This window comes from Sphingopyxis indica (genome assembly GCF_032879645.1).
Taxonomy (GTDB): domain Bacteria; phylum Pseudomonadota; class Alphaproteobacteria; order Sphingomonadales; family Sphingomonadaceae; genus Sphingopyxis; species Sphingopyxis indica.
Map to the genome: position 1 here is coordinate 3,200,252 of NZ_CP076394.1, position 25,163 is coordinate 3,225,414.

Genomic DNA, 25,163 nt, shown 5'->3' on the forward strand with positions numbered 1-25,163 from the left:
CGGACCCCCGTAAAGTCCGAGCGCGCTCTCCCTGCCCGACTCCGGCTATCCAATCAAGCGGGCGATCCCGTCCCACAAACCGAATGAGCCCAAATCGTTGAAAGTCACGACCAGCATGAGCGTCACGATCGCGGCAAAACCGAATCGGAACGCCCATTCCTGTGCCTGCGGCGGGGCCGGGCGCCGCCTGATCGTCTCATAGGCGTAAAAAAGCAAATGACCGCCATCGAGCATCGGCAATGGCAACAGGTTGATGAACCCCAGATTGATGGAGACGAAGGCGATAAAGGAGATCAGCGCCACGGGGCCGAGCGTCGCCACTTCACCCGATTGCTTCGCGATCCGAAGCGGGCCACCCATATCCTTGACCGAACGCTGGCCGGTGACGAACTGGCCGAGCACTTCGCCCGTGAGCCGCACCATGTCCCACGTCTGCCTGGCCCCGGCCTCGACCGACGCGATCGGTCCCGCCGGGGTGAGCGTCGGGGCGCCGGGCATGATGCCGATGATCGCCCGCTCGGACGTGTTGCCGAACCGGTCGGTTTCGGACACGATCCGCGGCCGCAGCGAAATCGTCCGCTGCTCGCCGCCGCGCTCGACCGAAAGGTCGATCGGCCTGCCGAGGTCGAAGGCGACCGCGATGCGGATGTCGTCGAAGGTTTCCATCGTCCGGCCGTCGATCGCCGCGATGCGGTCGCCCTCGCGCAGCCCCGCTTCGGCCGCGGCGCTTTGCGGTTGCACGCCGGCGATCACCGGCGGGGTCGTCGGTACGCCATAAGCGAGGTTGAAAGCGGCGAAGATCAGAATCGCGAACAGGAAATTGGTGAAGGGCCCGGCCGCGACGATCAGGGCGCGTTTCCACACCGGTTGCGCCGGAAAGCTGTGCGACCGTTCGGCGTCAGGAAGCGACTGCCAATCGGCGTCGGGCTGGCTCACCGCATCGCGGTCGCCCGCGAACTGGACATAGCCGCCGAGCGGCAGCCAGCCGATCTTCCATTCGGTGCCGCGCTTGTCGGTCCAGCCGACGAGCTTGCGCCCGAAACCGATCGAGAAGGCGTCGGCTTTCACCCCGCACCAGCGCCCGACGATATAATGGCCATATTCGTGGACGAAGACGAGCGGTCCCAGCACGAGGATGAAGGCGAGGATGGTGAAAGGGATACCGGGCGTCTCAAGCATGTACGAGTTGGTCCACAAATATCTGCGCGGCCGCGCGCGATGCGGCATCGACGCTGAATATGTCCTGAAGCGAAGCCGGCACCGCCGGCGCCTCGGCGTCGATCACGCGCCGCACCGTATCGACGATCGCGGGAAAGGCAATGCGTCCCGACAGAAAGGCGGCGACCGCCACCTCGTTCGCGGCGTTGAGTTGCGCCGGGCGCGCGCCGCCCTCGGCGATCGCGGCGCGGCAGAGCGCGGTCGCGGGAAAGCGCGCTTCGTCGGGCGCTTCGAAATCGAGGTGGCCGATGCTCGCCAGATCGAGCGGGGCGCATGGCGTCGCCATCCGTTGCGGCCAGGCGAGCGCGCTCGCGATCGGGATGCGCATGTCGGGCGAGCCGAGCTGCGCGAGGGTCGAGCAATCGACGAATTCGACCATCGAGTGGATCACCGACTGCGGATGGACGAGGATTTCGATGCGGTCGAGCCCGACGGGGAACAGATGATGCGCCTCGATCAGCTCGAGCCCCTTGTTCATCATCGTCGCCGAATCGACGCTGATCTTCGCGCCCATCGACCAGTTCGGGTGCGCGACCGCCTGTGCTGGGGTGACCGCCGCCATCGCTTCGGCCGCCATGGTGCGGAACGGGCCGCCACTCGCGGTCAGCACAATGCGCCGCACCTCGTCGATGCGCCCGCCGGCAAGGCACTGGAAAATCGCATTATGTTCGGAATCGACGGGCAGGATCGTCGCGCCCGATGCGCGCGCCGCGGCCGTCATCAGCTCGCCCGCCGACACCAGCGCTTCCTTGTTGGCGAGCGCGACGTCGTGCCCGGCCGCCAGCGCCGCCATCGTCGGCGCGAGTCCCGCGGTGCCGACGATCGCCGCCATCACGAGGTCGGTCGGGCGCTGCGCCGCCTCGACGAGCGCTTCGGCGCCCGCCGCCGCCTCGATCCCCGTCCCCGCGAGCGCGTCGCGAAGCGCGCCATAGCGCGCGGGATCGGCGATCACCGCAATGTCGGGGCGGAATTCGTGCGCGAGCTTCGCCAGTTCGGCGACGTCGCTGTTCGCGGTGAGCACGGTGACGCGCCACGCCTCGCCGTCGCAGCGGACGAGATCGAGCGTCGAGCGCCCGACCGAGCCCGTGGCGCCGAACAGCGACAGGCGCCGCGTCATCTCAGCCGCCCGCCCGCACGGCCAGCGGCCCAAAGGCCGCGAGCGCACCGATGACGAGCGCGACGGGGAGCAGCCCGTCGACGCGGTCGAAAATCCCGCCATGCCCGGGGATCAGCCTGCCCGAATCCTTGACGCCTGCGCGCCGCTTCATCCAGCTTTCGCCGAGGTCGCCGAGCTGCGCGAGCAGCCCCATGAACAGACCGATCCACAGCGGCACGCCGATGATGCCGGCACGGTCGCCGATCGTCGCGCTGGCGATCAGCGCCGCGACCATCCCGCCGGTCAGCCCCGACCAGGTTTTCGACGGGCTGATCGCCGGCGCAAGCCGCGCGCCGCCAAAGGCGCGGCCGGCGAAATAGGCGCCGATGTCGGTCGCCCACACCATGCCGAACAGCCACAGCGCCGCGGTCACCCCCAGCGCATCGCGCACGAACCAGAGTCCGCCGACCGCCCCGGCGACGAGGATCAGGCCGAGGGCGATGAAGCCGCCCCGCCCCCCGCTCCCGAGCGGCATCGCGCGGACGAGTGCGGTCCATTCGACGAGCGTGAGCGCCCCGCCGACGAGCAGCAGCAGGCCATAGGCGATGCCGCCGAGCCAAAGCGCGACCCCGGCGATCGCGAACAATATGATCGCCGAAAGGATGCGCACCCAGAGGTCGGACTTCGCCGCGGTCGCCATGGCCTATAATCCTCCGAAACGGCGTTCACGCCGCGCAAAATGATCGAGGGCCGCCTGCAGGTCGGCGGGCGTGAAATCGGGCCACAGCCGGTCGGTGAAATAGAGTTCGGCATAGGCCGCCTGCCAGAGCAGGAAGTTCGACAGCCGGACTTCACCCGAGGTACGGATGAGCAGGTCGAGCGGCGGCAGGCCGGTGGTGTCGAGATGCGCCTCGATCGTCTCGGCGGTGATCCCGCCCTCCTCCGCCGCAGCGGCGCGCGCGGCGCGCACCAGCTCGTCCTGCGCGCCATAGTTGAGCGCCACCGCGAGCGTCGTGCGCTTGTTGCCCGCGGTGCGGTCGAGCGCATTTTCGATCAGCGCGACGACGTCGGGCGCAAGCGCGCGCCAGTTGCCGATCACCTTCAAGCGCACATCGTTGGCGGCGAACTCGTCGAGGTCGGAGAGGATGAAGCGCTTCATCAGCCCCATCAGGTCGCTGACCTCCGCTTCGGGACGTTTCCAGTTCTCCGACGAAAAGGCATAGAGCGTCATCGCCTCCAGCCCCATGTCCCCCGCCGCGCGGACGATCGTGCGCACCGCCTCCACTCCCGCGCGGTGGCCGGCGACGCGCGGCAGATGGCGCTTCTTTGCCCAGCGCCCATTGCCGTCCATGATGATGGCGACATGACGCGCGCCGTGGTCGAGGGTGGTCATCAATCCTCCCCGCTTGCGGGGAGGTGGCAGCGCGAAGCGCTGACGGAGGGGGGGGGCAGCATCAAGCGAAGCTCAAGGCTGTGACTCCCCTCCACCATGCTTCGCATGGTCCCCCTCCCCGTGCCGGGGAGGATCGCAATGACCTCTGCGACGCCCATCGACTTAGCCCAGGATTTCCTTTTCCTTTGCACTCGCGGCTTCGTCGATGTCGGCGATCACCGAATCGGTCAGCTTCTGCACTTCGGTCTCGGCGCGCTTGCGCTCGTCCTCGCTGATTTCCTTCTTGTTCTCGTCCTGCTTCAGCGCGTCCATGCCGTCGCGGCGGACGTTGCGGACGGCGACGCGCGCCTTTTCGGCATATTGGCCGGCGAGCTTCGACAATTCCTTGCGGCGTTCCTGCGTCATGTCGGGGATCGGCAGGCGCAGCATCTGGCCGTCGACGATCGGGTTGAGCCCGAGCCCCGCCGAGCGGATCGCCTTGTCGACCGGGCCGACGTTCGCCTTGTCCCACACCTGCACCGACAGCATCCGCGGCTCGGGCGCGCTGATCGAGGCGACCTGATTGAGCGGCATATGTGCACCGTAAACCTCGACCGTCACCGGGTCGAGCAGCGCCGAATTGGCGCGGCCGGTGCGCAGGCCCGCGAGGTCGTGCTTCAGCGATTCGAGTGCGCCGTGCATCCGGCGCTCGAGATCGGCCTTGTCATATTTCGCCATTGTCTTTCCTCTCTGTTCGATCAGGCGGCATCGCCGACGACGGTGGCGACGCCCTCGCCCGCCAGCACGCGCGCCAGATTGCCGGGTTCGCGGATGTTGAACACGACGATCGGGATATGATTGTCGCGGCACAGCGCCACCGCGCTCGCGTCCATCACCTTCAGATTGTCGGCGAGCACGCGGTCATAGCTGAGGCTGTCGTAGCGCACCGCGTCCGGGTCCTGCTTGGGGTCGGCGTTATAGACGCCGTCGACGCTCGTGCCCTTCAGCAGCGCATCGCACTTCATTTCGGCGGCGCGCAGTGCGGCGCCGCTGTCGGTGGTGAAATAGGGCGCGCCGACGCCCGCGGCAAAGATCACCACACGGCCCTTTTCCATATGGCGTTCGGCGCGGCGGCGGATCACCGGCTCGCACACCTTGTCCATCTCGATCGCCGACTGGACGCGCGTCTCGACGCCGAGTTGCTCGAGCGCATTCTGCATCGCGAGCGCGTTCATCACCGTCGCGAGCATTCCCATATAGTCGGCCTGCGCGCGGTCCATCCCCTTCGCCGCCCCCGCCATGCCGCGAAAGATATTGCCGCCGCCGATGACGAGGCAGAGTTCGAGGCCGCGATCCTTCGCCGCCTTCACTTCGGCCGCCATGCTGGCGACGGTTTCGGGGTCGATCCCGAAGGGGCTGGCGCCCATCAGCGCCTCGCCCGACAATTTGAGCAAGATGCGTTTCAGGCCGGGCAATGCCATGTCTGTGGGAACCTTATTATATGGGTCGATATGCGAATGGCGCGCACCCTAGTCAGAGTGCGCGCCATTGCCAAGCGGACTGCCGCACCGGAGGCGCGGCAGTCGCGATCCAGTTTAGCGGCCGGCGGCAGCGGCGACTTCGGCGGCGAAGTCGCTTTCTTCCTTCTCGATGCCTTCGCCGAGCTGGAAGCGCACGAAACCCTTGAGCGTGATCGTCGCGCCGACATCCTTGCCGGCGGCGGCGACGACTTCGGCAACCGGGGTCTTGCCGTCGATCACGAAGGGCTGCGAGAGCAGCGCATTTTCCTTGCGGAACTTGGCGATCGCACCATCGACCATCTTCGAGACGATGTCGGCGGGCTTGCCCGACTGCGCCGCCTTTTCCTCGGCGATCGCGCGTTCGCGCGCGACGAGGTCGGCATCGAGATCGTCGCCGTTGAGCGCGAGCGGGTTCGCGGCGGCGACATGCATCGCGAGCTGCTTGCCGAGCGGTTCAAGGACGTCGGCGCCGGCGCTCGATTCGAGCGCGACGAGCACGCCGATCTTGCCGAGGCCCGGCGCGACGGCGTTGTGGACATAGCCGGTGACGACGCCCGATTCGACGGTGACGACTTCCGAACGGCGCAGCGACTGATTCTCACCGATCGTCGCGATATTGTTCGTCAGCTTTTCGGCGACGGTGCCGCCCGACGGATAGGCCGCGGCGCCAAGCGCTTCGATGTCGTTCAGCGAACCGGCGAGCGCAACCTCGGTCACGTCGCGCACGAAGTCCTGAAACTGCTCGTTCTTCGCGACGAAGTCGGTCTCGCTGTTGACTTCGACCACCGCGCCGCGGGTGCCGTCGGTCGACACGCCGACCAGGCCCTCGGCGGCGACGCGGCCGGCCTTCTTCGCGGCGGCGGCCAGCCCCTTGGTGCGCAGCCAGTCGATCGACGCTTCGATGTCGCCGCCGGTTTCGGCGAGCGCCTTCTTGCAGTCCATCATGCCCGCGCCGGTGCGTTCGCGCAGTTCCTTGACGAGAGCGGCCGTAATCTCAGCCATGGGTCATTCCTTTCCATAGGGGCGGTTCGCAATGTCGAACCGCTGCTGCGCCGCGCACATGGCGGCGCGATAGGTCAAAACGATGACCGGGACGGCACCCCGTTCAAGGCAGGGCGCCGTCCCGTCATTGCAGCCGGCGCGGATCAGGCGTCGCGCTGAACTTCGGTTTCGGCAGCGGCGGCGGCCGGAACCTGTTCGTCTTCGGTCACGACGGCGGGCTCGGCCGCCGGCTCGACGGCTGCGCCCAGATCTTCGCCGGCGTCGGCGCGCGCCTGCTGGCCGCCGCGGGTCGCCGCCTGGGCGACCGCTTCGCAATAAAGGCGGATCGCGCGCGCGGCGTCGTCATTAGCGGGGACCGGGAAGGCGATGCCGTCGGGCGAAACGTTCGAATCGAGGATCGCGACGACGGGGATGCCAAGGACATTGGCTTCCTTGATCGCCAGCTCTTCCTTGTTCGCGTCGATCACGAACATCACGTCGGGAATGCCGCCCATGTCGCGGATACCGCCGAGGCTCAGCTCGAGCTTGTCGCGCTCGCGCGTCTTGTTGAGCACTTCCTTCTTGGTCAGGCCCGAGGTGTCGCCCGAGAGTTGCTCTTCGAGCGCCTTCAGGCGCTTGATCGAGTTCGAGATCGTCTTCCAGTTGGTGAGCATGCCGCCCAGCCAGCGGTGGTTGACGAAATGCTGGCCCGACGCGCGCGCCGCATCGGCGATCGGGCCCTGCGCCTGGCGCTTGGTGCCGACGAACAGCACCTTGCCGCCGGCGGCCGCGGTCGACGCGATGAAGTCGAGCGCGCGCGCGAACAGCGGCACGGTCTGCGACAGGTCGAGGATGTGGATGCCGTTGCGCGCGCCGAAGATATACGGCTTCATGCGCGGGTTCCAACGGTGGGTCTGGTGGCCGAAGTGCGCGCCGGCCTCGATAAGATTCTGCATCGTGACGACAGGAGCCGCCATAGCCTTTCTCCTTCCGGTTGGTCCTCTGGAAGGCAAGAACCGGGCTATCCTCAAAGGACGATCCCGGCACCGGTATGTGCGCCTTCCATGTGGAATGGGCGGCCCGTTAGCGTCCGGAGCGCGCAAATGCAAGGGGGGAATGGCGCCCGGCAAGCGGCCCAAGGCGCAGCACATCGCAGGCGCGGCTCAGTTCATCGGCGAAAACACTCGCTTCGCCGCAAGCGGGTTGAGAACAAATAGGGAACATGGAACGAAGAACAGAGCGGAAACGTCGTTCGGACGACGGTTTCGCACAAAGCTGCCGAAAGGACAAGATCATGGGTCAGGTCGCCGCCGCTCTCCTCTTCGCTCTCGCCGCCGGGTTCGGCCTGATGGTGATCGTCGCCATGGTCCGCAGCAATGGCGATGCGATCCTGTCGGCGCTCGCTGGCGACGGCGCCTTCCCGGCCGCAGCGGGGCCGAGCCCCTCGCCCGCGCCGCAGATCGTCAGCGTGCGACGTTTGGCACCACGCGGCGCGCGGGTCCCTAGCGCTCTGCGCCCGCAGCTGCGCCGCGCCGCCTGACCTTTGCATAGCTTGCGATGCCGAAGGGCAGCAGCGCGACATAGACGATGCAAATGGCGAGCAAGCTATGCCACGGCGCGGTCACCAGCGCCGCGCCGAGCAGGCCGACCCCGGCGAGCGCGAACAGCCGCCACGAACGCCGGAGCCGGATGGACGACCAGCTGTAGGTCGGGATCGCCGAAATCATCAGCATCGCGATCGCCAGCGCCCACGGCATGACGACATACCATTCGCGGAACAGCGTATTACCTGTCGTCAGCCACAGATAGACGGGAACGAAAGCGAGCCCTGCCCCGGCGGGTGCGGGGATGCCCGTCATGAAGCCTGCCGACTTGTGCGGCTGGACATCGGCATCGAGGCGCGAATTGAAGCGCGCGAGGCGCAGCGCGCAGCAGACGGCGAGCGCAAGCGCCGCGGTCCAGCCGAACTTCGGCGCATCGGCGAGCGACCAGAGGAAGAGGATCATCGCCGGCGCGACGCCGAAGGCGATGACGTCGGAGAGCGAATCGAGCTCGGCACCGAACTTGCTCTGCGCGCGCAGCAGCCGCGCGATGCGCCCGTCCATCCCGTCGAGCACGCCGGCAAAGATAATCGCCGCGAGCGCCTTTTCCCACTCCGCCCCGATCGCGAAGCGCACCCCGGTCAGCCCGAAGCAAAGCGCGAGCGCGGTGATCGCATTGGGAATGAAGGCGCGCAGCGGGATGCTGCCAAGGCGCCGCCCCGGATCGCGGGGCGAAGGCTGGGCCGGCTCTGTCACCCTATTGCCCGACGCCGTCGAGCGCGCCGTTCTCGCCGATGCGCGCGACGATCGTCTCGCCGGCGAGCGTGCGCTGGCCAAGCAGCACCTGCGGCGTCGTGCCCGCGGGCAGATAGACGTCGACGCGGCTGCCGAAACGGATCAGCCCGACGCGCTGCCCGGTCTCAAGCTGGGTCCCCATGCTGACGAACGGCAGGATGCGCCGCGCGACGAGCCCCGCGATCTGGGTGAAGCCGACGCGCAGCCCGTCGGCGCGCTCGACGACGAAATGCTGGCGCTCATTGTCCTCGCTCGCCTTGTCGAGATCGGCGTTGAGGAATTTGCCCGGAATATAGGCGAGCTTGCGCAGCGTCCCCGCGATCGGGGTGCGGTTGATGTGAACGTCGAACACGCTCATGAAGATCGACACGCGCAGCAGCGGCGCATCGCCGAGCCCGTCGGGTCCGGCGATTTCGGGCGGCGGGGGCACCTCGGCGATCTGGGTCACCAGCCCGTCGGCGGGCGCGACGATCAGGTCGGCGCCGACCGGGGTGATGCGCACCGGATCGCGAAAGAAGGCACCGACCCAGATCGTCAGGCCGAGCATCAGCCACCCGGCGATTTCCCAGCCGAGCAGCCAGAAGCACAAGGTGACCACGGCGGCGATGAGCAGGAATTTCCGGCCCTCGGGATGAACCGCGGGCCAGCGCCACTTGATGCCGCCGCCCGGACGGTTCGAAGAGATGGTTGTCGACATGCGGTTCTTCTACGGTGCGCCTCCGGGACTGACAATGGATAAGCGCGGTCGCGGTTCCGTCAGGGCAGTTGATCAATTCGGCCGCATTGCCTAAGGCGCGCTCAACTCAACTCCCCGCAGGAAAAGGCACGCACATGGGCAAGATCAAGGTAGCGAACCCCGTCGTCGAACTCGACGGCGACGAAATGACCCGGATCATCTGGCAATGGATCCGCGAGCGCCTGATCCTCCCCTATCTCGATATCGACCTGCATTATTACGACCTCGGCATCGAGGAACGCGACCGCACCGACGACAAGATCACCGTCGAAGCCGCCAATGCGATCAAGAAATATGGCGTCGGCGTCAAGTGCGCGACGATCACCCCCGACGAAGCGCGCGTCGAGGAATTCGGCCTGAAAAAAATGTGGAAATCGCCGAACGGCACGATCCGCAACATCCTGGGCGGCGTCGTCTTCCGCGAACCGATCGTCATCAAAAATGTTCCGCGCCTCGTCCCCGGCTGGACCGACCCGATCGTCGTCGGCCGCCACGCCTTCGGCGACCAGTATCGCGCGACCGACTATCGCGTTCCCGGCCCCGGCAAGCTGCGCCTGGTGTTCGAGGGCGAGGACGGCACGATCATCGACGAGGAAGTCTTCCAGTTCCCCTCGTCGGGCGTCGCGATGGCGATGTACAACCTCGACGATTCGATCCGCGACTTCGCGCGCGCCAGCATGAACTATGGCCTCGCGCGCGGCTGGCCGGTTTACCTGTCGACCAAGAATACGATCATGAAAGCCTATGACGGCCGCTTCAAGGATCTGTTCGAGGAAATCTATCTGGACGAGTTCAAGGCGAAGTTCGACGAAGCGGGCATCACCTATGAGCACCGCCTGATCGACGACATGGTCGCCTCGGCGCTCAAATGGTCGGGCAAGTTCGTCTGGGCCTGCAAGAATTACGATGGCGACGTCCAGTCGGACACCGTCGCGCAGGGTTTCGGTTCGCTCGGCCTGATGACGAGCGTGCTGATGACCCCCGACGGCCAGACCGTCGAGTCCGAAGCCGCGCACGGCACCGTCACGCGCCACTATCGCATGCACCAGCAGGGCAAGGCGACCTCGACCAACCCGATCGCGTCGATCTTTGCCTGGACCGGCGGCCTCAAGCATCGCGGCAAGCTCGACGGCACGCCCGAGGTGACGAAGTTCGCCGAGGACCTCGAGCGCGTCTGCATCGAGACCGTCGAAAGCGGCAAGATGACCAAGGATCTCGCGCTGCTGATCGGCCCCGACCAGAACTGGCTGACCACCGAAGGCTTTTTCGAGGCGATCGTCGAGAATCTCGAAAAGAAGATGGGCGCCTGAGGGCGGGCGGCTTTAGGGTGGATAGGAGACGACCGCCTGAACCCCTCCTCTTCAGAGGAGGGGCAGCGAGACTTACGCGCTTTGCGCGTTAGTCGCAGCGGGGTGGTGGCCTCGGCCGAACGCCAAGCCGCTGCACCACCCCAAACCCCTCCTCTGAAGAGGAGGGGCTTACCATGGTCCCCGGCCCCACCCCCCTTCTCACCCAAGCAAGTGATTTAGTTGACAAAGGTGGCTAGCCAAGCGCGGGCCGCCTTCGTAAGACCGTTTCATGGCGATTGAAGCGGAAACCTCGAGCCTTGGTAACGCCCTCGTCGTGTTGGGCGCGGCGGGGATCGTCATTCCGGCGTTCGCGCGCTTCCGCATCACCCCCGTGATCGGCTTCATCCTCGTCGGCCTGCTCGTCGGGCCATCGGGGCTCGGCGCGCTCACTGGCGATTATCCATGGCTGCGGCACGTCACGATCCGATCGCCCGAGGATATCGCGCTCTTCGGCGAATTCGGCATCATCCTGCTGCTCTTCTCGATCGGCCTCGAACTGTCGTTCCGGCGGCTGTGGCAGCTGCGCAAGCTCGTCTTCGGCGTCGGCGCGGCGGAGCTGCTCGTCAGCGGGCTGATCCTCGGCGGCGTGCTGCTGATGATCGGGACGCTGACGCCGCCCGCGGCGTTCGGGCTCGGCATCGCGCTCGCGCTCTCCTCGACCGCGCTGGTGCTGCCGATCGCGGGCACGCGCTCGGCGGTCGGCCGCGCCTCCTTTTCGATGCTGTTGTTCGAGGATCTGGCGATCGTCCCGATCATCTTCATCCTCGGCGCCTTTGCGCCCAACGCCGCCGGCGACAACGCCCAGCTGCTGCTCACGACATTGTGGCAGGGCGCTCTGGTCGTCGCGGTCCTCGCGGTCGCGGGCTGGTTCCTGCTGCCGCGCATCTTCGCGCAGGCCGCGCGCGCGAAGGACCCCGAGCTGTTTCTCGCGGCGAGCCTGCTCGTCGTCATCGTCGCCGCGCTCGCGACCGCGACGGTGGGCCTTTCACCGATCGTCGGCGCGCTGCTCGCCGGGCTGATGATCGCCGAAACCGAATATCATGGCGAGGTCGAGGCGATCACCGCGCCATTCAAGGGGCTCGCGCTCGGCGTGTTCCTGATCAGCGTCGGCATGGGGCTCAACCTCGCGACCATCGCGCGAAACTGGTCGACACTCCTCCTCGCGGTGGTCGCGGTGGTGGTCGTAAAAGCGGTCGTCACCGCGCTGCTGCTGCGCTTTTCGGGCGCGCGGCGCGGGACGGCGGCAGAGGTCGGATTGCTGATGTCGAGCCCGTCCGAAACGACCCTGATCGTGCTCGCGACGGCCTATCAGGCGCAGCTGATCAGCCGCGCGACCGCCGAATTCTGGCAGCTGGTGACCGCGATCGGCCTGACCATCACCCCGCTGCTCGCGCGCGTCGGACACGACGTCGCGCGCCGCATCGAGATGAAGAGCGCCGACGGCGAAAGCGACGACGAAGCGCCGGTCGCGCGCACGGTCATCGTCGGTTTCGGGCGCGTCGGGCACACCGTCGCCGAGCTGCTGCGCGAACATCGGCAGCCCTATGTCGCGGTCGATGCCGACATCGACACGGTGGCGGCGGCGCGGCGCGACGGCTTTGCCGTGCGCTTTGCCGATGTCGTGCGGCCGAACAGCCTCGACAGGCTGGGGCTCGAACATGCCAATGCGATCGTGCTGACGATGGACGATCCGGTGCAGCAGCTGCGCATGACGCGCAAGCTGCGCGAAAAATATCCCGACCTGCCGATCATCAGCCGCGCGCGCGACGCCGATCATGCGGGCGCGCTCTACAAGGCCGGAGCGAGCGACGCGGTGCCCGAAACGCTCGAAAGCTCGCTGCAACTCGCCGAGGCGGTGCTGATCGACCTCGGCATGGCGATGGGTCCGGTGATCGCGTCGATCCACGACGTGCGCGCGAAGATGCGCCACGACATCATGACCAAGGGCGCGCTCGACCGCGAACCGCGCATCGAGCGGCTGCGGTCCAACCCCGCCGGCGAAGACGCCTGATAACATATCCCGAAGGCTGATCGTCTTTGGATGGAGCGCTCATGCAAGTTCGTGTGTCCCCGCGAAGGCGGGGACCCATCTCCGGTGGGCGCAAAATGGAGCGGCCGGGAGATGGGCCCCCGCCTTCGCGGGAGCACACGGTCTGTTCGGCAAAGATGATCGCGCTTTAGAGCATCTTGCCGGAAATCTGCACCGTTTCCCCGAGCGAAGACGAGGGGCATTGCCGAGCGAAGTCGAGGCGGCGACGCTGCGGTTCTCGCTCCGCTCGAACGAGCCCCTCGTCTTCGCTCGGGGATGCGGATGATTCAGATTTCGCGCAATTTGCTCTAACGCCCGCCCGCCACCGGGGCGGGAGCATTCAGCGCCGCCGCCCCGGCAAGCGTCATGCCCTGGGGCAGGATCGCCAGCGACCATTGCTTGTCGGGGGTCAGATACTGGCGCGCGAGCCGCTGGATATCGGCGGCAGTCACCGCCGAAATATCGTCCTCGATCGACAGCGCCGCGGCGGCGACGCGGGGGTCACGTGTCGCGCCTTCGAGCAGGAACATCCAGTAGACGTTGCCGGTCGATGCGCGCGCGACCTGTTCGCGGATCGGCCCCGCGCTGCGCGCCAGCTCGTCGGCGCCGACCGGCCGCGCGACGAGATCGGCCGCGATTTCCTTTGCGATGGCATAGAAGCGATCGACATCCTTGGGCGCGAGCAGGCTGCCCGCGAGCAGATAGCCGCCGCTCCCCTCGAAGCCCGTCGGCCAGTGGCTGTCGACCGACGGGCCATAGCTCGCGCCATCCTCGGCGCGCAGCCGGTCGAACAGGCGGTCGTTGAAGATCGCCGCGAGCACCTCGAGCGCGCGGGCATCGCGCGGCGCGGCGAGCCCGCCGCTCGTCGGCCAGGCGATCATCGCCGCCGCCTGTCCCTTCTCGCCCTTGTGATAGGCGAGCTGCGGGCTGGCATTATGTTCGGCGAAATGGACGCGCTGCCCGTCCGGCGGCGCGATCGCGCGGCGCGGCGGCAGCGCGCCGAGCGTTTCGGCCAGGATCTTGCGATAATCGACGCTCGCAAGATCGCCGAAGATCTGCACCTCGATCGGCCCGCTCGCGAGCCGGGGCGCCCAGAAGGCCTTGAAGGCGGCCGGCGTCAGCGCCTCGATCGCAGCGCGGTCGGGCGGCGCCCAGCGCGAATCGCCATCGGCGAGCCAGCCCTGCAAATTGCGTTCGATGACGGCGTTGGGCGTGGCATCGTTGAGGTCATAGCCGGTCAGATAGCCGACGCGCAGCCGCTCGACCGGCGCCGTATCCCAGCGCGGAAAGGCGAGCTTGCCGGCGATCAGCTTCATCTGGTCGGCGAGGTCGGCGGGCCGGCTTTCGGCCGAAATTTCGAAGGCGTCGTCGTCGATGTCGAAATTCAGCTCGATCTGGCGGCCGTTGGTGAGCTGGTCGATCGCATTCTGGCCCCATGGTCCGATCCCGCTCGCCATCAGCGCATAGTCGCCGGTCCACAGCAGATTCGGTGCGTCGGCGGCAACGCTGCGATTGCCGCTGCCGAAGCGGACGTTGACGCGGACCTTGCCGGGTTCGACCTGGTTGTTCGAGATGAGCGCCGTCACCCCGTTGGCGAATTCGATGCGCTCGGCGCGCAGGCCCGGGATCGCGGTTTGCGACACGATGGTGCCCGGATCGCCGATCTTCGGAAGCTGATCGAAGTCGGCCTTGACCGCTGCGAGCCGGTCGTCCTTGATCGTCGCCGGGCGCGCGAGCGCGGCGAGCAAGGCCTTGTCGCCGCCGGGCACCGGCTCGGGCGTGGTCAGCACGAGCCGCGTGACCGGTCCGGTGAAGATCGCGCGGCTGATGTCGAGCATCACCTGCGGCGTCGCCGACGCGCGGATCGCCTTGAACATGTCGACCTGCCCCTGTGGGCTGGTGACGGTTTCGCCGATATCGACCGCGCGCACGAGGTCGTCGGCGAGCCGCGCGCCGGGTTCGTTGCGCGCATTCTGCAGCTCCTTCTGCAAAAAAGCCTCGATCTCGTTCGCCTCGCGGTCGATGTCGGCCTGCGACGGCGGGGTTTCGAGCGCATCGGCGATCACCCCGCGGACGTCGGCGAGCGCCGCCTGCCAGTCGCCCAAAGGCACGATCTGCGCCATGGTGATGTCGGCGCTGCGGCTCAGATATTCCTGGTCGATCGTCGCGACCAGATAGCTGCCACCGCTGCGCGCCCGATTTTCGAGCCGGCGGTTGACCAGCGAGATCGCAAGGAATTCGAGATAGAGCCGCCGCGTATTTTCGACCGTGTCGATGCGCTTTTTCCACGGGCGGATCGTCGCGAGGGTCAGCGAGAGCGGCTGGTTCGCCTCGACGATCTCTTTGGCAACCGGCGCGCTGGGGTCGGGTTTGCCGAAATCGGGTTGCTCGGGGTTCGATCCGCCGGCCTGCCAGTCGCCATAATATTTCTCGATCAGCCGCACGAATTCCGAAGGATCGCCGTCGCCGACCATCACGACCACCGCGCGATCCGGGCGATACCAGCGGTCGTGAAACGCCTGTACCGCGCCGGCGCGCGCTGCGGCGAGCGATTCGGGCGTGCCGATCGGCGAGCGCTCGCCGAGCAGCTGGCCCGCGAACAGATGCGCAGTCGTCGCGTCGGCGATGCGCTTTTGCGGCCCGTCATTCTCGCGCAGTTCGGACAGCACCACGCCGCGCTCGGCATCGACCGCGGCAGCGGAAATGCGCGGTTCGCGGACCATGCCGGCGAGCAATTTCATGCTCTCGTCGAGGCTCGTCGGCGTCACGCTCGGCAGGTCGAGCTGATAGACGGTCTGCGTCGGCGTCGTCTGGGCGTTGGAATCGCTGCCGAAGGTCACCCCGAAGCGCTGCCAGATGCGCTTCGCCTCGCCGTCGGGAATATGTTCCGACCCGCGAAAGGTCAGATGTTCGAGGAGATGCGCAAAGCCGCGCTCCTCGTCGGTCTCGAACATCGAGCCGACGTCCATCCGCACGCGGATCGACACCTGCCCCGGCGGCACCTGATTATTGCGCACCGCATAGCGCAGCCCGTTGGGCAGTTCGCCGAACCGCCATGCCGTGTCGCGCGGAATGTCGCTGCCGGCATAGAGCCAGCTGTCGTTCTTCGCGCGCGCGGTGACCGACGCGTCCTGCGCCGGCGCGGGCGCCGAGGGAACGAGCAGCAGTGCAGCGGCGGCACAGGCAGAGAGAATCGAACGGCCGAGGCGCAGGGGGCGCGGCAGGGGGGAATAGCGCATCGCGCGATCTTATCCTGTTCGAACCTTGCTGGCCACTGAACTATCCAGGGTCAGGCCCCAAAGCGCTTGCCCCGATCGCGGGACCGCCCTAGCCCGGGATCATGGCTGCACCCGCCCCTATCGCCGCGCTCGTCCAGATGACGAGCAGCATCGACCCCGACGCCAATCTGGCGGCGATGGACGCCGCGCTTGCCGAGGCGGCGGCGGCGGGTGCCGCGATGGCCTTCTTTCCCGAAATGTCGGTGCTGCTCGACCGCGACCGCGCGCGCTCCGCGCCGCATATCGTGCGCGAGGCCGACAGTGTCTGGCCGGGCCGTCTGCAAACAATGGCACAGCGCCACGGCCTGTGGCTGCACACGGGATCCATGCCGCTGTTGTCCGACGACGGCGAACGCCGCGTCAACCGCAGCCACGTCATCGCCGCCGACGGCAGCATCCGCGCGCGCTACGACAAGATTCACATGTTCGACGTGACGCTGCCCTCGGGCGAGAGCTGGCGCGAATCGGCCGCCTTTGCGGGCGGCGATGCGGTCGTCGTCACCGACACGCCGCTCGGCCGGCTGGGGCTCAGCATCTGCTATGACCTGCGCTTTCCCGAACTCTATCGGGCATTGGTCGACGCGGGAGCGACGCTGCTCGCCGTGCCCGCCGCCTTCACCGTCCCGACGGGGCGTGCGCACTGGCACATCCTGCTCCGCGCCCGCGCGATCGAGACCGGCTGCTTCCTGTTTGCCGCGGCGCAGGCCGGCGCACACGCCGACGGCCGGACGACCTATGGCCACAGCCTAGCGGTCGATCCGTGGGGCGACATCCTGTCCGACGGCGGCCCCGGAGTTGATGCGCCTGCGATGGAGGGGGATGCCGCGCCGTCCCGGGTGGCGCTGGTCTCGGTCGACGCGTCGGCGGTCGAAACGGCCCGTCAGGCCATCCCGCTCGCCGAATCGCGCGCACTGCGCCGCCTCAAGATCTGATCGGCGTCGCGGGGAGGCCTGTTGCCGCAGATTGGGGATTCGCCAGGCGACCGCCCAAGCGGAGCCGCCGCGCGCAGAACGGACGCAAAGAGAGCAGGTTGCTTGCACGAGAGAGGCAATCCGCTTTGGGGCGGCCAGTGGCCATCGCCCGTCTTTGGTAATCGCGCGCCGGGTCCGCCTCGTCGCTTCAAAGTTCAGCAAAGTTCAGCCCTGTGCAGCCGCCGATGGATCGCGTTCCGCGAACATGCCGCGCAGGCTCCCGTCCGCATCTGCAAACCGGTGTGTGGCCGCTTTTATCCACTTATCGAAAGAGCAGGGGCGAAGGCTGGCACAACCGAATGATGTAGGACAGCGGTTTTTTCGCGGCGGGTGTCCGACTTGGGGTGGGGAGCGGACGTTCGCCTGCTCTCTTTCGTCATCCCGGACTTGATCCGGGATCCACAGCAGCGCCGACGTCATGGACCCCGGATCAAGTCCGGGGTGACGATGATCAACAGGGCAGCAACCGGTCGCTTCCGGTCATTCGGCGCAGGATCGCCCGAATAGCCACACCCGCCCTAAAAGCCGTCATCCTCGCCTGCCGGGCACGCAAAACAAAGGGCCCCGGATATAATCCGGAGCCCTTTGCTCTAACTCGGAACCGAGCGCGGCTTAGGCCGGGCTGGTCGGGGTGTCGCTGTCGTTGTCGGCAGCGATGATGATGCCGCCGATGATCGCGGCAGCAGCGAGAACGGCGATGATCCAGCTCGAACCTTCGAGGCTGTTCTGGCCCGAGGCGGTCGAGGTCGCACGCGCGCCATCAACGGCGGGAGCAGCGGAAGCCGCAACCGGCGCCGCAATCATCGAGGTCGCGGCGAGAGAGACCGCAGCTTTGGTGAGCAGATTCATCATTTTCTCCATCCACTGGAACTTTAGATATTCTCGAATCGCGCCGAAGGCTTTTGCCCCCCGACCCGCTTCAGCAATGCCGTTCTATGCATAGCAGCCAGTAATTGCAATGCCTTTTCGTCCGATAGCGACCAATTGCGACCAACGTCTTAACGTAAAAAGCGACCATATTGAAAGCATCCTACCCCCGCCGCACACGCTCGAAGGGTTCGCTCGTCACCGGATAGCCGAGGTGCGAGGGGATGCAGAGGTGCGTTTCGCCGCCGCGCGTTTCGATCCAGGGGGTAACCAGTTCGACCGGGTGTGCGGCAGCATGTACCGAAAAGGAAAGGAAATTATCCGCCTGCGCGAGCCGCTCCAGATTGCGCCGCGTCGGAAAGATGATCGACACGTCGCCGCGATCGGCCATCGCCAGCGTCTCGCGTGCGCTTGCCCAGAAAATATGGCTGTGCTCGGCGACTTCGACGGTCAGTTCGTGCCGGTGCGGCGGCGCCTCGACCGCGAAGAAGCGCGTGTCGAACGTCCGCGCTTCCTTGAAATTGGGGCACCAGCGCGCGAACGGAACGAGCGAATCGAGCGCCAGCCGGTCGCCGCGCCGCGCCAGAATGTCGGACAGCAGCGTTTCCGACAGCAGCGCGCGGCGCACCCTGTCGACCTCTTCCTCGGCCAGCGTCGGCCAGCCGACCGCGAGCCCTGTTTCCTCGAGCGTTTCGCGCAGCGCCGCGACGCGCGCCGCAGCCTCGGCATCGTCGGGCGCAAAGCCATGCTCGGCCGCGACCCGATAGTCGTCAGGGTCGATCCGGCCGCCCGGAAAGACGACCGCCCCCGCCGCAAAGGCCATCGTCCTGGAACGCTTCACCATCAGGATTTCGTCGGCGCCGCCGCTTTCGCAAGGTCGCATGATGACCAGCGTGGCGGCGGGAATGGCGCCGTCGGGCAAGGCCTGCGAACTGCCTGGCTGCACGTTGTTATCCGTCATGAGAAACAGCGATAGCCAGCGCCGCGGCGCTTGTCATCCACCATTGCGGGCGGAGCGATCGCGGTGCAGGGTGGCGCCGCGGCGCAATGGGCAGGAGCGGATCTTGTGGGCATCGTCGAGATATTGGGCGTGGCGGGCAGCCTGAGCCTGCTCGCCGGATGGCGGCTCTATCTGACGCTGCTCGCCGCCGGGGTCGCGATGCACTTTGGCTGGCTTCCGCTTCCCGAACATCTGAAAGCGCTGCAGGTGCTCGCCAATCCGTGGATCCTCGGTATCGCGGCGATCGGCACCATCGCCGAATTTCTGGCCGACAAGGTCGCGTGGATCGACACCGCCTGGGATACCGTACACAGCGTGATCCGGCCGCTCGGCGGCGCGCTGCTCGCGCTCGCGCTGGTCGATTCCTCCGATCCGGTCTGGCAGGCCGGCGCCTTTCTGCTCGGCGGCGGCGGCGCGCTGCTCAGCCATGGTGCGAAGGCGGCAACGCGCGCGGTCGTGAACATCAGTCCCGAACCCTATAGCAACGCCGCGGTATCGACCGGCGAGGATGTCGCAACAAGCAGCCTCCTTGCGCTGGCGATCGCCTTCCCGCCGCTCGCGATCGCCATCGCGATCCTGCTCGCGGTCGCGGCGGTCGTCGTCATCGTCGCGCTGCGCCGGCTGCTCCGCAACATAAAGGCGGGCCTGAAGCGCGCGCTCGGCGATGCGCCGCCCCCCGGTTCCAGCGGCTCGCCGTGACGGCGGCGCCCTTCAGATTTCGGCGAACGATCGCGAGGGTTCCGGCCGGGGCCGTATCGCCGCGCGCGCCGAATAGATGGTGTAGCCGCACAGCAGGCCGTAAAGCGCCAGCCCCTCGACCTGCCAAAAGGGCATCGTCGCCATGTTGAGCACAAAGAAGGAGGCATGCGCGGCGAGCAGCAGCAGGCGTTCGCCCCGTGCCGATGCCGCGGCGGCGGCCATGACCGTCCACAGCATGACCATCGCCGCGACGCCGAACCAGCCGAGTTCGTAGAGCGTTCCGACCAGCGTGTTGTGCGGATAGACTTTGAACACCCCTTCCCAGCTTTCGGGGCCGAGGCCGAACAGATGCTGGAGCGGGGTCGCGTCGGCCCAGGCGTAGAGATAGCTGCTCCAGATCAGCGGACGCGCCGACATGATCTGCCGCTCGATCAGGTCGAACTCGCGCGGCGGCTTGATGAGGCTGCCCGGATGGGCGAGGAAGGCGGCAAGATCGGCGAAGCGGTCGCCGTACGACAGGACGGCGACCGACGCGAGCATCAGCCCCGCCACCGCCGCGACCGCCGCCATCGCGGCGCGCTGATCGCGCCGCACGGCCATCGTCAGTCCAATGAGGAAAATGGCGAGCGCCAGCGGCGCCAGCGCGAGGATCGTCGTGCGATAGCCCGCAAGGAAAATGCCGAGGGTCGCGGCCAGCAGAAAGGCGACGCGCGGCGCGCGCGGCGCCGAGCGCGCAAGGCACCCGACCAGAAAGCCGGTCAGCAACGCGACCGAAAACGCCGCTTCGTGATTATAGCCGCCGATCCACACCAGCCCGCCGCCGTCCTCCGACCCCTTGGGCAGGTTGAGCGCCAGCGACAGCGCTTGAAAGACGAGAAGCGGAAGGAAGGACACCATCGCCCAGCTGAGGAAATGCGCATCCGGGTCGCAGCGCAGCGCCTGGAACACCGCGATCAGCATCACGATCATATAGGCATATTTGACCGCGGCATTGACGCCGCCCGCCGCGTCGCCGTTCAGGCCGGCGCTCAAGAGCGCCAACAGCACCAGCGCATAGACCGGCAGCAGCCATTTCAGCGCCAGATTGGGTGGGCGCACGACGAAAAGCAGCCCGAATCCGGTTACCGCGATCGAAAGCAGCGCATTGCCCGACAGGCCCGCCGCGAGCGGCTTGAACATATAGAGATGATAGGCCCCGGCGATGCAGCGCAGCCACAGCGCCACGATCACGAAGGCGCCGGCAAGGCTGCCCGCCCGCCGCGCGGCGATGACGAGGGGGACGACGAGCAGCGCCGTCACCGGCAGCAATATGGCCGGCCCGAAGGCCGGACCATAGGGCAGCGCCTGCGCGGTCACCGCGCCGCCCCGTCAATCGGCATAATAGGGGCGATAGGCGCGCAGCGAGGTGCCGCCATGCGCATAGCCGCCGCGCTCCTCTTCGCGGACGTCGACGAGGGTCAGCACCGCGCCGAGCACCTCGGCGTGAACGTCGTACAGCCGCCGCAGCGCGACCGACGCCGCCTTGGCGGGGGTTCGGCGCCACCGGACGAGGAACACCACGCCGTCGGCCATGCTGGCGATCACGCGCGCGTCGTCGACGGGCAGCACCGGCGGCATGTCGAGAAGGACCAGGTCGTAGCGGTCGCGCACCTGCTCGATCAGTTCGGCGAAGCGGGGGTTTTCGGCGAGGCCGGGCCCCTTGGAATCGAGGCGCTGCGGCAACAGCCAGGCGTCCGACAGGCCGTCCTTCACGATCGCCTGCTCCAGCGTCGCCGCGCCGCTCAGCACGTCGTCGAGGCCGAGGGCAGCGCCTTCGGCGAACTGCCGGCTCGACGCACGCCGGCGCGCATCGGCGTCGATCAGCAGCACCTTGCCGCCCGCCGCCGCGGCGGCGCGCGCCAGGCCCATCGCGGTCGTGGTCTTGCCTTCGCCGGGCACGGCCGAGGTGATCGCCACGACCCGCACCGGGCGCGCCGCCTCGGCGAACTGGATCGACGTGCGCAAGGTGCGGAACGCCTCGGCATAGGCGGATTGCGGGCGCTTGACCGGAAGTTCGGCCGGCGGTGCGGGCAGGCCCGCCTTGCGATAGCCCGGCATGGTCGCCGCGTCGGGGATCGCGGCGAGCGTGGGCAAACCCAGCGTCGCCTCGATCGCGTCGCTCGTCTCGAGCCCATGTTCGAGCAGCTGGAGCAGCACCACGAGCAGCACGCCCACGCCCAGCCCGCCGACAACGGCCATCGCCGCATAGATCAGCGCATTGGGTGAACTCGGCGCACCGGGCACGCGCGCGCGGCTGACGATATAGGAATCGCTCTGCTCGAGCCCCGACTGCGCGACAGTCTGGCGATAGCGGTCGAGAAAAGCCTGATAGAGCGTCCTTGCCGATTCGGCGTTGCGCTCCAATTCGCCCAGCCGCACCGACGCCTCATTGTCGCTGGCGAGCTTGCCTTGCGACTGCGCAACCGATCCTGCGAGCGAGGCAGCGCGTTGATTGGCGATGCGCGCCTGGATCGAGGCATTGGCGACGATGCGCTTCACCTCGGCGGCGATCTGCTCGTCGGCCGTGCGAAGCTGGTTCTGCGCGCGGATCAGCTCGGGATGGCGGGGGCCATAGCGCTTCTCGAGCGCCGCGACTTCGCGTGCCGCTTCGGCACGCTGGGCACGGAGCTGGCTGACCACAGGTGAATCGAGCGAATCGCCAAGCTCTTCGCCGCTGCGCCCGCGGCGGAGTTGCTCGCGGGCGGCCGACAGGCGCGCCTGTGCCGCGGCATTTTCCGCCCTGGCTTCGGCGAGCTGGGTCGAAAGGCCCGACAGTTCCTGCTGCGTGGCCGTGCTCGCGTCGGAGACGGCGAAAAGATTGTGCGCCGCGCGATAGTCGGCGACCTCGCGTTCGGCACTCAGCACCTGCGCGCGCAGCTGCGTCAGCCGCTTCTCGAGGAAATCGCGCGCGCGCCTGGTCGCCTGAGCCTTCGAACCCGCCTGGCCCGAGACATAATCCTCGACCAGCGTGTTCGCGACCTCGGCCGCCTGCACCGGCGTGCGGCCTTCGAACGACACGCTGATCGCATAGGAGAGGCCGTCGCGCTTGACCGTCAGGCCGCTTAACAGCGTGCTGATCGCGCGCTGGCGCCCGATCGGGTCGGGCTGCCGGGGCGCGGGGCCGTCCGCCGCCGCTTCGTTGAAAGCCGGGTCGCGGTCGAGGTGCAGCCGGTCGACCACCCGCCCGATCAGTTCGGGCGAGCGCAACGCTTCCACCTCAGTATCGACCGCCGCCGAATCCGGATCGACGGTCGGCACCACCGAATCGACGTTGATGACCTTTTCCGCGGTTCGTTCGAGCGCGACCTGCGCGGTGGCGAGATAGCGCGGCTCGGCGGCGAGATAGGCGGCCGCGGCGATCACCACCGCCGCGACCATCGCCGCGCACAGCACCATCCATCGCCGCCGCAAAATCGCGCCGACATGGCGCAGGTCGATCAGCGCGCCGCGATCGACCTGCGGGTCCGGATTCCGCCGGGGCGGCGGGCGCCGTGCCATCCTGTCCATGTTACGCGGCGGCCAGAAAGGCGCGCACCGCCGGCGCGATGTCCGGCCGCGCGAGCGCGAGCGCCAGCGTCGCGGTCACGAAGCCGCTCTTGTCGCCGCAGTCATAGCGCTTGCCGGCGAAGGTGACGCCGTGGAACGGTTGCTGCCCGATCATCCGCGCCAGCGCGTCGGTGAGCTGAATCTCGCCGCCCGCGCCTTCTTCCTGACTGCTGAGCACGTCCATCACCTCGGGCTGAAGGATGTAGCGGCCGATGACCGCCAGCCGCGACGGCGCGGCGTCGGGCGCGGGCTTTTCGACCAGCCCCTTCACCTCGGTGATCGTTCCGGCGCGCGCGCCGGGCGTGACGATGCCATATTTGCGGGTGTCCTCCGCCGGCACTTCCTCGGTGCAGATCAGATTGCCGCCGAGTTCGGCATAGGCATCGACCATCTGCTTGAGGCAGCCGGGTTCGCCGACCATCAGATCGTCGGGGAGCAGCACCGCGAAGGGTTCGTCGCCGACGATCCGCCGCGCGCACCACACCGCATGGCCAAGGCCGAGCGGTTCCTGCTGGCGCACGATGCTGATGTCGCCTGGCGACGTCCGCGTGCCGTCGAGCGTCGCGAGCGACTTGCCGCGCCGCGCCATCGTCTCCTCGAGCTCGAACGCATGATCGAAATGATCGTCGATCAGCGATTTGCCGCGGCTCGTCACAAAGATGAACTGGTCGATCCCCGCCTCGCGCGCCTCGTCGACGGCGTACTGGATCAGCGGCTTGTCGACGACGGGAAGCATCTCCTTGGGCATCGACTTGGTCGCCGGAAGAAACCGGGTTCCAAGACCGCCGATGGGGAATACGGCCTTGCGTATTTTTCGCATTTTCCACCCTTTCCTGGTTTGCTGGGTCCCCCCCAAAAAACCAGCATCGGCAGCAGACGGATTGTTCACAGAGAGAGAGCCGACCGCCGACCAACGGTTCGTGCGCCTCTACGCTGCATCGCAGCAAGAGCCCGGCGTCGAAGCGTGTCCAAAGTGAGGCCGGGCTGGGGCCCAGTCCCGTTCAGGCGGAATCGATTCTCACCGTAGCCCCGAGCCTGTCGAAGAGCCTTCTCGTCGATAGGCGGCCTTCGACAGGCTCGGGGCCACGGTTCAATCCAATCGGGACAGACTTGAAAGGCTGTAGATCAGAGCTTTGGCGGCTCGCCTGCGAAGGAGACGCCGCCGGGAACCGAACCGCCGCCGCGCGAGCGAACGAGCGGCGTTCCCGGCGGCACCTGAATGTCGTGCGAGCCGATGATGATCTTTGCCGGCCCGTCGTGAACGTCGAAGATCGGCCAGCCCCGGTCGCTCTTCACGGTCAGATGTTCGATATAGATGACCAGCGGCTCGCCCCCCGCCTGCCTCGACATGATCGAGAAATGGTTGGTATCGCCGGTGCCGCCGATCTTGACCGGATCGAGGCTGATGAGCCGCGTCGCGCGGATGCTCGACCAGAGGCGGAAATTGCGCGCGTTGCGGCCGCTGATGCAGTCGTCGAGCAGCGATTCGGTCGATTTGAGGTCGAAGCCGCCGTCGCTATTGTCCCAGGCGGCGCATTGGCGGAACATGATCCGCGCATTGCCGCGCTCGGTCGAAAAGCCGTCGCCGTTCCAATATTTACCCTCGCCGCGGTCCCAGCGAAAGCCGCGCATCGAACAGCGCTCGACCCGGAAGTCGTGCGCGGTGTCGGCGAAGCCGATCCCGACGGGCAGATTGCCCGACCCCGTGGTGAGCATGCCGCTGGCGCTGACGTCCTCGATCACCCCGTCGTGGCTGTCGTAGCGGATGCGCGCGAAGCCGCGTTCGAGGCCGCTCGCCCTCGCCTGGCGCACGCGCAGCCCAACGCAATCGGCCCCAACCAGATCGGGCCCTGCCGTATTCTCTATGACGCGATAGCCGCCCGCAACCCGGACGTCGATAATCTGAACATCGTGGACCGGCTCGCGGAACACGAACAGACCGTTGCCGACGTTGCGCGCGCGCACCCCGCGATAGACGGCGCCCGAGCGGACGAAATAGACGGATTCGCCTTCCGCGTCGATCAAAACCGCCCCCCGGGCGAAGCTGGAAGACATGTCGGCCATGCCCGTGCGCTAGTGGAAGACGCCCGGCCGTGCGAGCTTGCTGCGGTGCAGCGTGGCCCCCG

At 67.3% G+C, this 25,163-nt stretch carries 22 protein-coding genes; 5 read left to right on the forward strand and 17 right to left on the reverse strand.

Features of this window, described 5'->3' with window-relative positions:
• Positions 1-45 precede the first annotated feature (45 nt).
• From rseP to rpsB, 8 genes are all read right to left on the reverse strand, one after another.
• On the reverse strand, positions 46-1,179 hold the full coding sequence (gene rseP, locus KNJ79_RS15010; protein WP_317151665.1) for an RIP metalloprotease RseP: 1,134 nt from the start codon (positions 1,177-1,179) through the stop codon (positions 46-48).
• Positions 1,172-2,335, reverse strand: a complete 1,164-nt coding sequence (locus KNJ79_RS15015; RefSeq protein WP_317151666.1) for a 1-deoxy-D-xylulose-5-phosphate reductoisomerase — start codon at positions 2,333-2,335, stop codon at positions 1,172-1,174. Before KNJ79_RS15015 ends, rseP begins: the two co-directional genes overlap by 8 nt.
• A 1-nt stretch (position 2,336) precedes the next feature.
• Positions 2,337-3,014 carry a phosphatidate cytidylyltransferase gene (locus KNJ79_RS15020; protein WP_317151667.1) on the reverse strand — a complete coding sequence of 226 codons (678 nt, stop codon included), beginning with the start codon at positions 3,012-3,014 and terminating at the stop codon, positions 2,337-2,339.
• Positions 3,015-3,017: 3 nt separating this feature from the next.
• Positions 3,018-3,707 carry a polyprenyl diphosphate synthase gene (gene uppS / locus KNJ79_RS15025; protein ID WP_317151668.1) on the reverse strand — a complete coding sequence of 230 codons (690 nt, stop codon included), beginning with the start codon at positions 3,705-3,707 and terminating at the stop codon, positions 3,018-3,020.
• 162 nt (positions 3,708-3,869) lie between these two features.
• Positions 3,870-4,424 (reverse strand): ribosome recycling factor, encoded by a 555-nt coding sequence (gene frr, locus KNJ79_RS15030; protein ID WP_089213992.1) that lies wholly within the window; start codon positions 4,422-4,424, stop codon positions 3,870-3,872.
• Positions 4,425-4,444: 20 nt separating this feature from the next.
• Complete coding sequence (gene pyrH / locus KNJ79_RS15035; RefSeq protein WP_317151669.1) at positions 4,445-5,167, reverse strand: UMP kinase; 723 nt, start codon at positions 5,165-5,167, stop codon at positions 4,445-4,447.
• Positions 5,168-5,281: 114 nt separating this feature from the next.
• The gene (gene tsf, locus KNJ79_RS15040; RefSeq protein ID WP_089213990.1) at positions 5,282-6,208 is read right to left on the reverse strand and encodes a translation elongation factor Ts; all 927 of its coding nucleotides are present in this window, start codon (positions 6,206-6,208) and stop codon (positions 5,282-5,284) included.
• Positions 6,209-6,351: 143 nt separating this feature from the next.
• Positions 6,352-7,164: a 30S ribosomal protein S2 gene (gene rpsB, locus KNJ79_RS15045; protein WP_317151670.1), complete on the reverse strand. Its 813-nt coding sequence runs from the start codon at positions 7,162-7,164 to the stop codon at positions 6,352-6,354.
• 317 nt (positions 7,165-7,481) lie between these two features.
• Between rpsB and KNJ79_RS15050 the strand changes: the two genes are divergently transcribed.
• Positions 7,482-7,727: a hypothetical protein gene (locus tag KNJ79_RS15050; protein ID WP_317151671.1), complete on the forward strand. Its 246-nt coding sequence runs from the start codon at positions 7,482-7,484 to the stop codon at positions 7,725-7,727.
• Here KNJ79_RS15050 and KNJ79_RS15055 read toward each other — a convergent pair.
• Together KNJ79_RS15055 and KNJ79_RS15060 are read right to left on the reverse strand one after the other, a co-directional pair.
• Positions 7,690-8,484 carry a CDP-alcohol phosphatidyltransferase family protein gene (locus KNJ79_RS15055; RefSeq protein WP_317151672.1) on the reverse strand — a complete coding sequence of 265 codons (795 nt, stop codon included), beginning with the start codon at positions 8,482-8,484 and terminating at the stop codon, positions 7,690-7,692. The genes KNJ79_RS15050 and KNJ79_RS15055 overlap by 38 nt on opposite strands.
• A gap of 1 nt (position 8,485) precedes the next feature.
• Positions 8,486-9,220: a phosphatidylserine decarboxylase gene (locus KNJ79_RS15060; protein ID WP_317151673.1), complete on the reverse strand. Its 735-nt coding sequence runs from the start codon at positions 9,218-9,220 to the stop codon at positions 8,486-8,488.
• A 134-nt stretch (positions 9,221-9,354) separates the two neighbouring features.
• Here KNJ79_RS15060 and KNJ79_RS15065 point away from each other — a divergent pair, with 134 nt between their 5' ends.
• Positions 9,355-10,569, forward strand: a complete 1,215-nt coding sequence (locus KNJ79_RS15065) for an NADP-dependent isocitrate dehydrogenase (RefSeq protein WP_089213986.1) — start codon at positions 9,355-9,357, stop codon at positions 10,567-10,569.
• 268 nt (positions 10,570-10,837) lie between these two features.
• A complete protein-coding gene (locus KNJ79_RS15070) occupies positions 10,838-12,619 on the forward strand; it encodes a cation:proton antiporter domain-containing protein (protein WP_317151674.1) in 1,782 nt (593 codons plus the stop codon).
• 326 nt (positions 12,620-12,945) lie between these two features.
• Here the strand turns inward: KNJ79_RS15070 and KNJ79_RS15075 are convergent, their stop codons facing one another.
• Entirely contained in the window at positions 12,946-15,876 is a 2,931-nt protein-coding gene (locus tag KNJ79_RS15075) for a M16 family metallopeptidase (protein WP_317151675.1), read from the reverse strand.
• A gap of 101 nt (positions 15,877-15,977) precedes the next feature.
• On the opposite strand from KNJ79_RS15075, the gene KNJ79_RS15080 reads away from it, so the two are divergent.
• Positions 15,978-16,847 (forward strand): carbon-nitrogen hydrolase family protein, encoded by an 870-nt coding sequence (locus tag KNJ79_RS15080; RefSeq protein WP_089213983.1) that lies wholly within the window; start codon positions 15,978-15,980, stop codon positions 16,845-16,847.
• Positions 16,848-17,498: 651 nt separating this feature from the next.
• Here the strand turns inward: KNJ79_RS15080 and KNJ79_RS15085 are convergent.
• Both KNJ79_RS15085 and KNJ79_RS15090 read right to left on the reverse strand, forming a co-directional pair.
• Positions 17,499-17,738, reverse strand: a complete 240-nt coding sequence (locus KNJ79_RS15085) for a hypothetical protein (protein ID WP_245836420.1) — start codon at positions 17,736-17,738, stop codon at positions 17,499-17,501.
• A gap of 178 nt (positions 17,739-17,916) precedes the next feature.
• Positions 17,917-18,714 carry an NUDIX domain-containing protein gene (locus KNJ79_RS15090; RefSeq protein WP_317151676.1) on the reverse strand — a complete coding sequence of 266 codons (798 nt, stop codon included), beginning with the start codon at positions 18,712-18,714 and terminating at the stop codon, positions 17,917-17,919.
• 105 nt (positions 18,715-18,819) lie between these two features.
• Here KNJ79_RS15090 and KNJ79_RS15095 point away from each other — a divergent pair, with 105 nt between their 5' ends.
• Positions 18,820-19,452, forward strand: a complete 633-nt coding sequence (locus KNJ79_RS15095) for a DUF4126 domain-containing protein (protein WP_317153931.1) — start codon at positions 18,820-18,822, stop codon at positions 19,450-19,452.
• 12 nt (positions 19,453-19,464) lie between these two features.
• On the opposite strand, the gene KNJ79_RS15100 is transcribed toward KNJ79_RS15095, so the two are convergent.
• The 4 genes from KNJ79_RS15100 to KNJ79_RS15115 all read right to left on the reverse strand — a co-directional run bounded on the left by KNJ79_RS15100 (position 19,465) and on the right by KNJ79_RS15115 (position 25,101).
• Positions 19,465-20,808 carry a hypothetical protein gene (locus KNJ79_RS15100; RefSeq protein ID WP_317151677.1) on the reverse strand — a complete coding sequence of 448 codons (1,344 nt, stop codon included), beginning with the start codon at positions 20,806-20,808 and terminating at the stop codon, positions 19,465-19,467.
• 12 nt (positions 20,809-20,820) lie between these two features.
• Positions 20,821-22,998 (reverse strand): GumC family protein, encoded by a 2,178-nt coding sequence (locus KNJ79_RS15105; RefSeq protein WP_317151678.1) that lies wholly within the window; start codon positions 22,996-22,998, stop codon positions 20,821-20,823.
• 1 nt (position 22,999) lies between these two features.
• On the reverse strand, positions 23,000-23,857 hold the full coding sequence (gene galU, locus KNJ79_RS15110) for a UTP--glucose-1-phosphate uridylyltransferase GalU (RefSeq protein ID WP_089213979.1): 858 nt from the start codon (positions 23,855-23,857) through the stop codon (positions 23,000-23,002).
• Positions 23,858-24,162: 305 nt separating this feature from the next.
• Positions 24,163-25,101: a hypothetical protein gene (locus KNJ79_RS15115; RefSeq protein ID WP_317151679.1), complete on the reverse strand. Its 939-nt coding sequence runs from the start codon at positions 25,099-25,101 to the stop codon at positions 24,163-24,165.
• Positions 25,102-25,163 lie beyond the last annotated feature (62 nt).

What these genes read in the sequence shown, in the direction of transcription:
- KNJ79_RS15060 (WP_317151673.1), bottom strand. Translation starts at nt 9,220, where the DNA reads ATGTCGACAACCATCTCTTCGAACCGTCCGGGCGGCGGCATCAAGTGG.
- KNJ79_RS15090 (WP_317151676.1), bottom strand. Translation starts at nt 18,714, where the DNA reads ATGACGGATAACAACGTGCAGCCAGGCAGTTCGCAGGCCTTGCCCGAC.
- galU (WP_089213979.1), bottom strand. Translation starts at nt 23,857, where the DNA reads ATGCGAAAAATACGCAAGGCCGTATTCCCCATCGGCGGTCTTGGAACC.
- KNJ79_RS15085 (WP_245836420.1), bottom strand. Translation starts at nt 17,738, where the DNA reads ATGATGAATCTGCTCACCAAAGCTGCGGTCTCTCTCGCCGCGACCTCG.
- KNJ79_RS15080 (WP_089213983.1), top strand. Translation starts at nt 15,978, where the DNA reads ATGGCTGCACCCGCCCCTATCGCCGCGCTCGTCCAGATGACGAGCAGC.
- KNJ79_RS15105 (WP_317151678.1), bottom strand. Translation starts at nt 22,998, where the DNA reads ATGGACAGGATGGCACGGCGCCCGCCGCCCCGGCGGAATCCGGACCCG.
- tsf (WP_089213990.1), bottom strand. Translation starts at nt 6,208, where the DNA reads ATGGCTGAGATTACGGCCGCTCTCGTCAAGGAACTGCGCGAACGCACC.
- KNJ79_RS15070 (WP_317151674.1), top strand. Translation starts at nt 10,838, where the DNA reads ATGGCGATTGAAGCGGAAACCTCGAGCCTTGGTAACGCCCTCGTCGTG.
- KNJ79_RS15020 (WP_317151667.1), bottom strand. Translation starts at nt 3,014, where the DNA reads ATGGCGACCGCGGCGAAGTCCGACCTCTGGGTGCGCATCCTTTCGGCG.
- KNJ79_RS15050 (WP_317151671.1), top strand. Translation starts at nt 7,482, where the DNA reads ATGGGTCAGGTCGCCGCCGCTCTCCTCTTCGCTCTCGCCGCCGGGTTC.
- rseP (WP_317151665.1), bottom strand. Translation starts at nt 1,179, where the DNA reads ATGCTTGAGACGCCCGGTATCCCTTTCACCATCCTCGCCTTCATCCTC.
- frr (WP_089213992.1), bottom strand. Translation starts at nt 4,424, where the DNA reads ATGGCGAAATATGACAAGGCCGATCTCGAGCGCCGGATGCACGGCGCA.
- rpsB (WP_317151670.1), bottom strand. Translation starts at nt 7,164, where the DNA reads ATGGCGGCTCCTGTCGTCACGATGCAGAATCTTATCGAGGCCGGCGCG.
- KNJ79_RS15015 (WP_317151666.1), bottom strand. Translation starts at nt 2,335, where the DNA reads ATGACGCGGCGCCTGTCGCTGTTCGGCGCCACGGGCTCGGTCGGGCGC.
- KNJ79_RS15115 (WP_317151679.1), bottom strand. Translation starts at nt 25,101, where the DNA reads ATGGCCGACATGTCTTCCAGCTTCGCCCGGGGGGCGGTTTTGATCGAC.
- KNJ79_RS15075 (WP_317151675.1), bottom strand. Translation starts at nt 15,876, where the DNA reads ATGCGCTATTCCCCCCTGCCGCGCCCCCTGCGCCTCGGCCGTTCGATT.
- pyrH (WP_317151669.1), bottom strand. Translation starts at nt 5,167, where the DNA reads ATGGCATTGCCCGGCCTGAAACGCATCTTGCTCAAATTGTCGGGCGAG.
- KNJ79_RS15065 (WP_089213986.1), top strand. Translation starts at nt 9,355, where the DNA reads ATGGGCAAGATCAAGGTAGCGAACCCCGTCGTCGAACTCGACGGCGAC.
- uppS (WP_317151668.1), bottom strand. Translation starts at nt 3,707, where the DNA reads ATGACCACCCTCGACCACGGCGCGCGTCATGTCGCCATCATCATGGAC.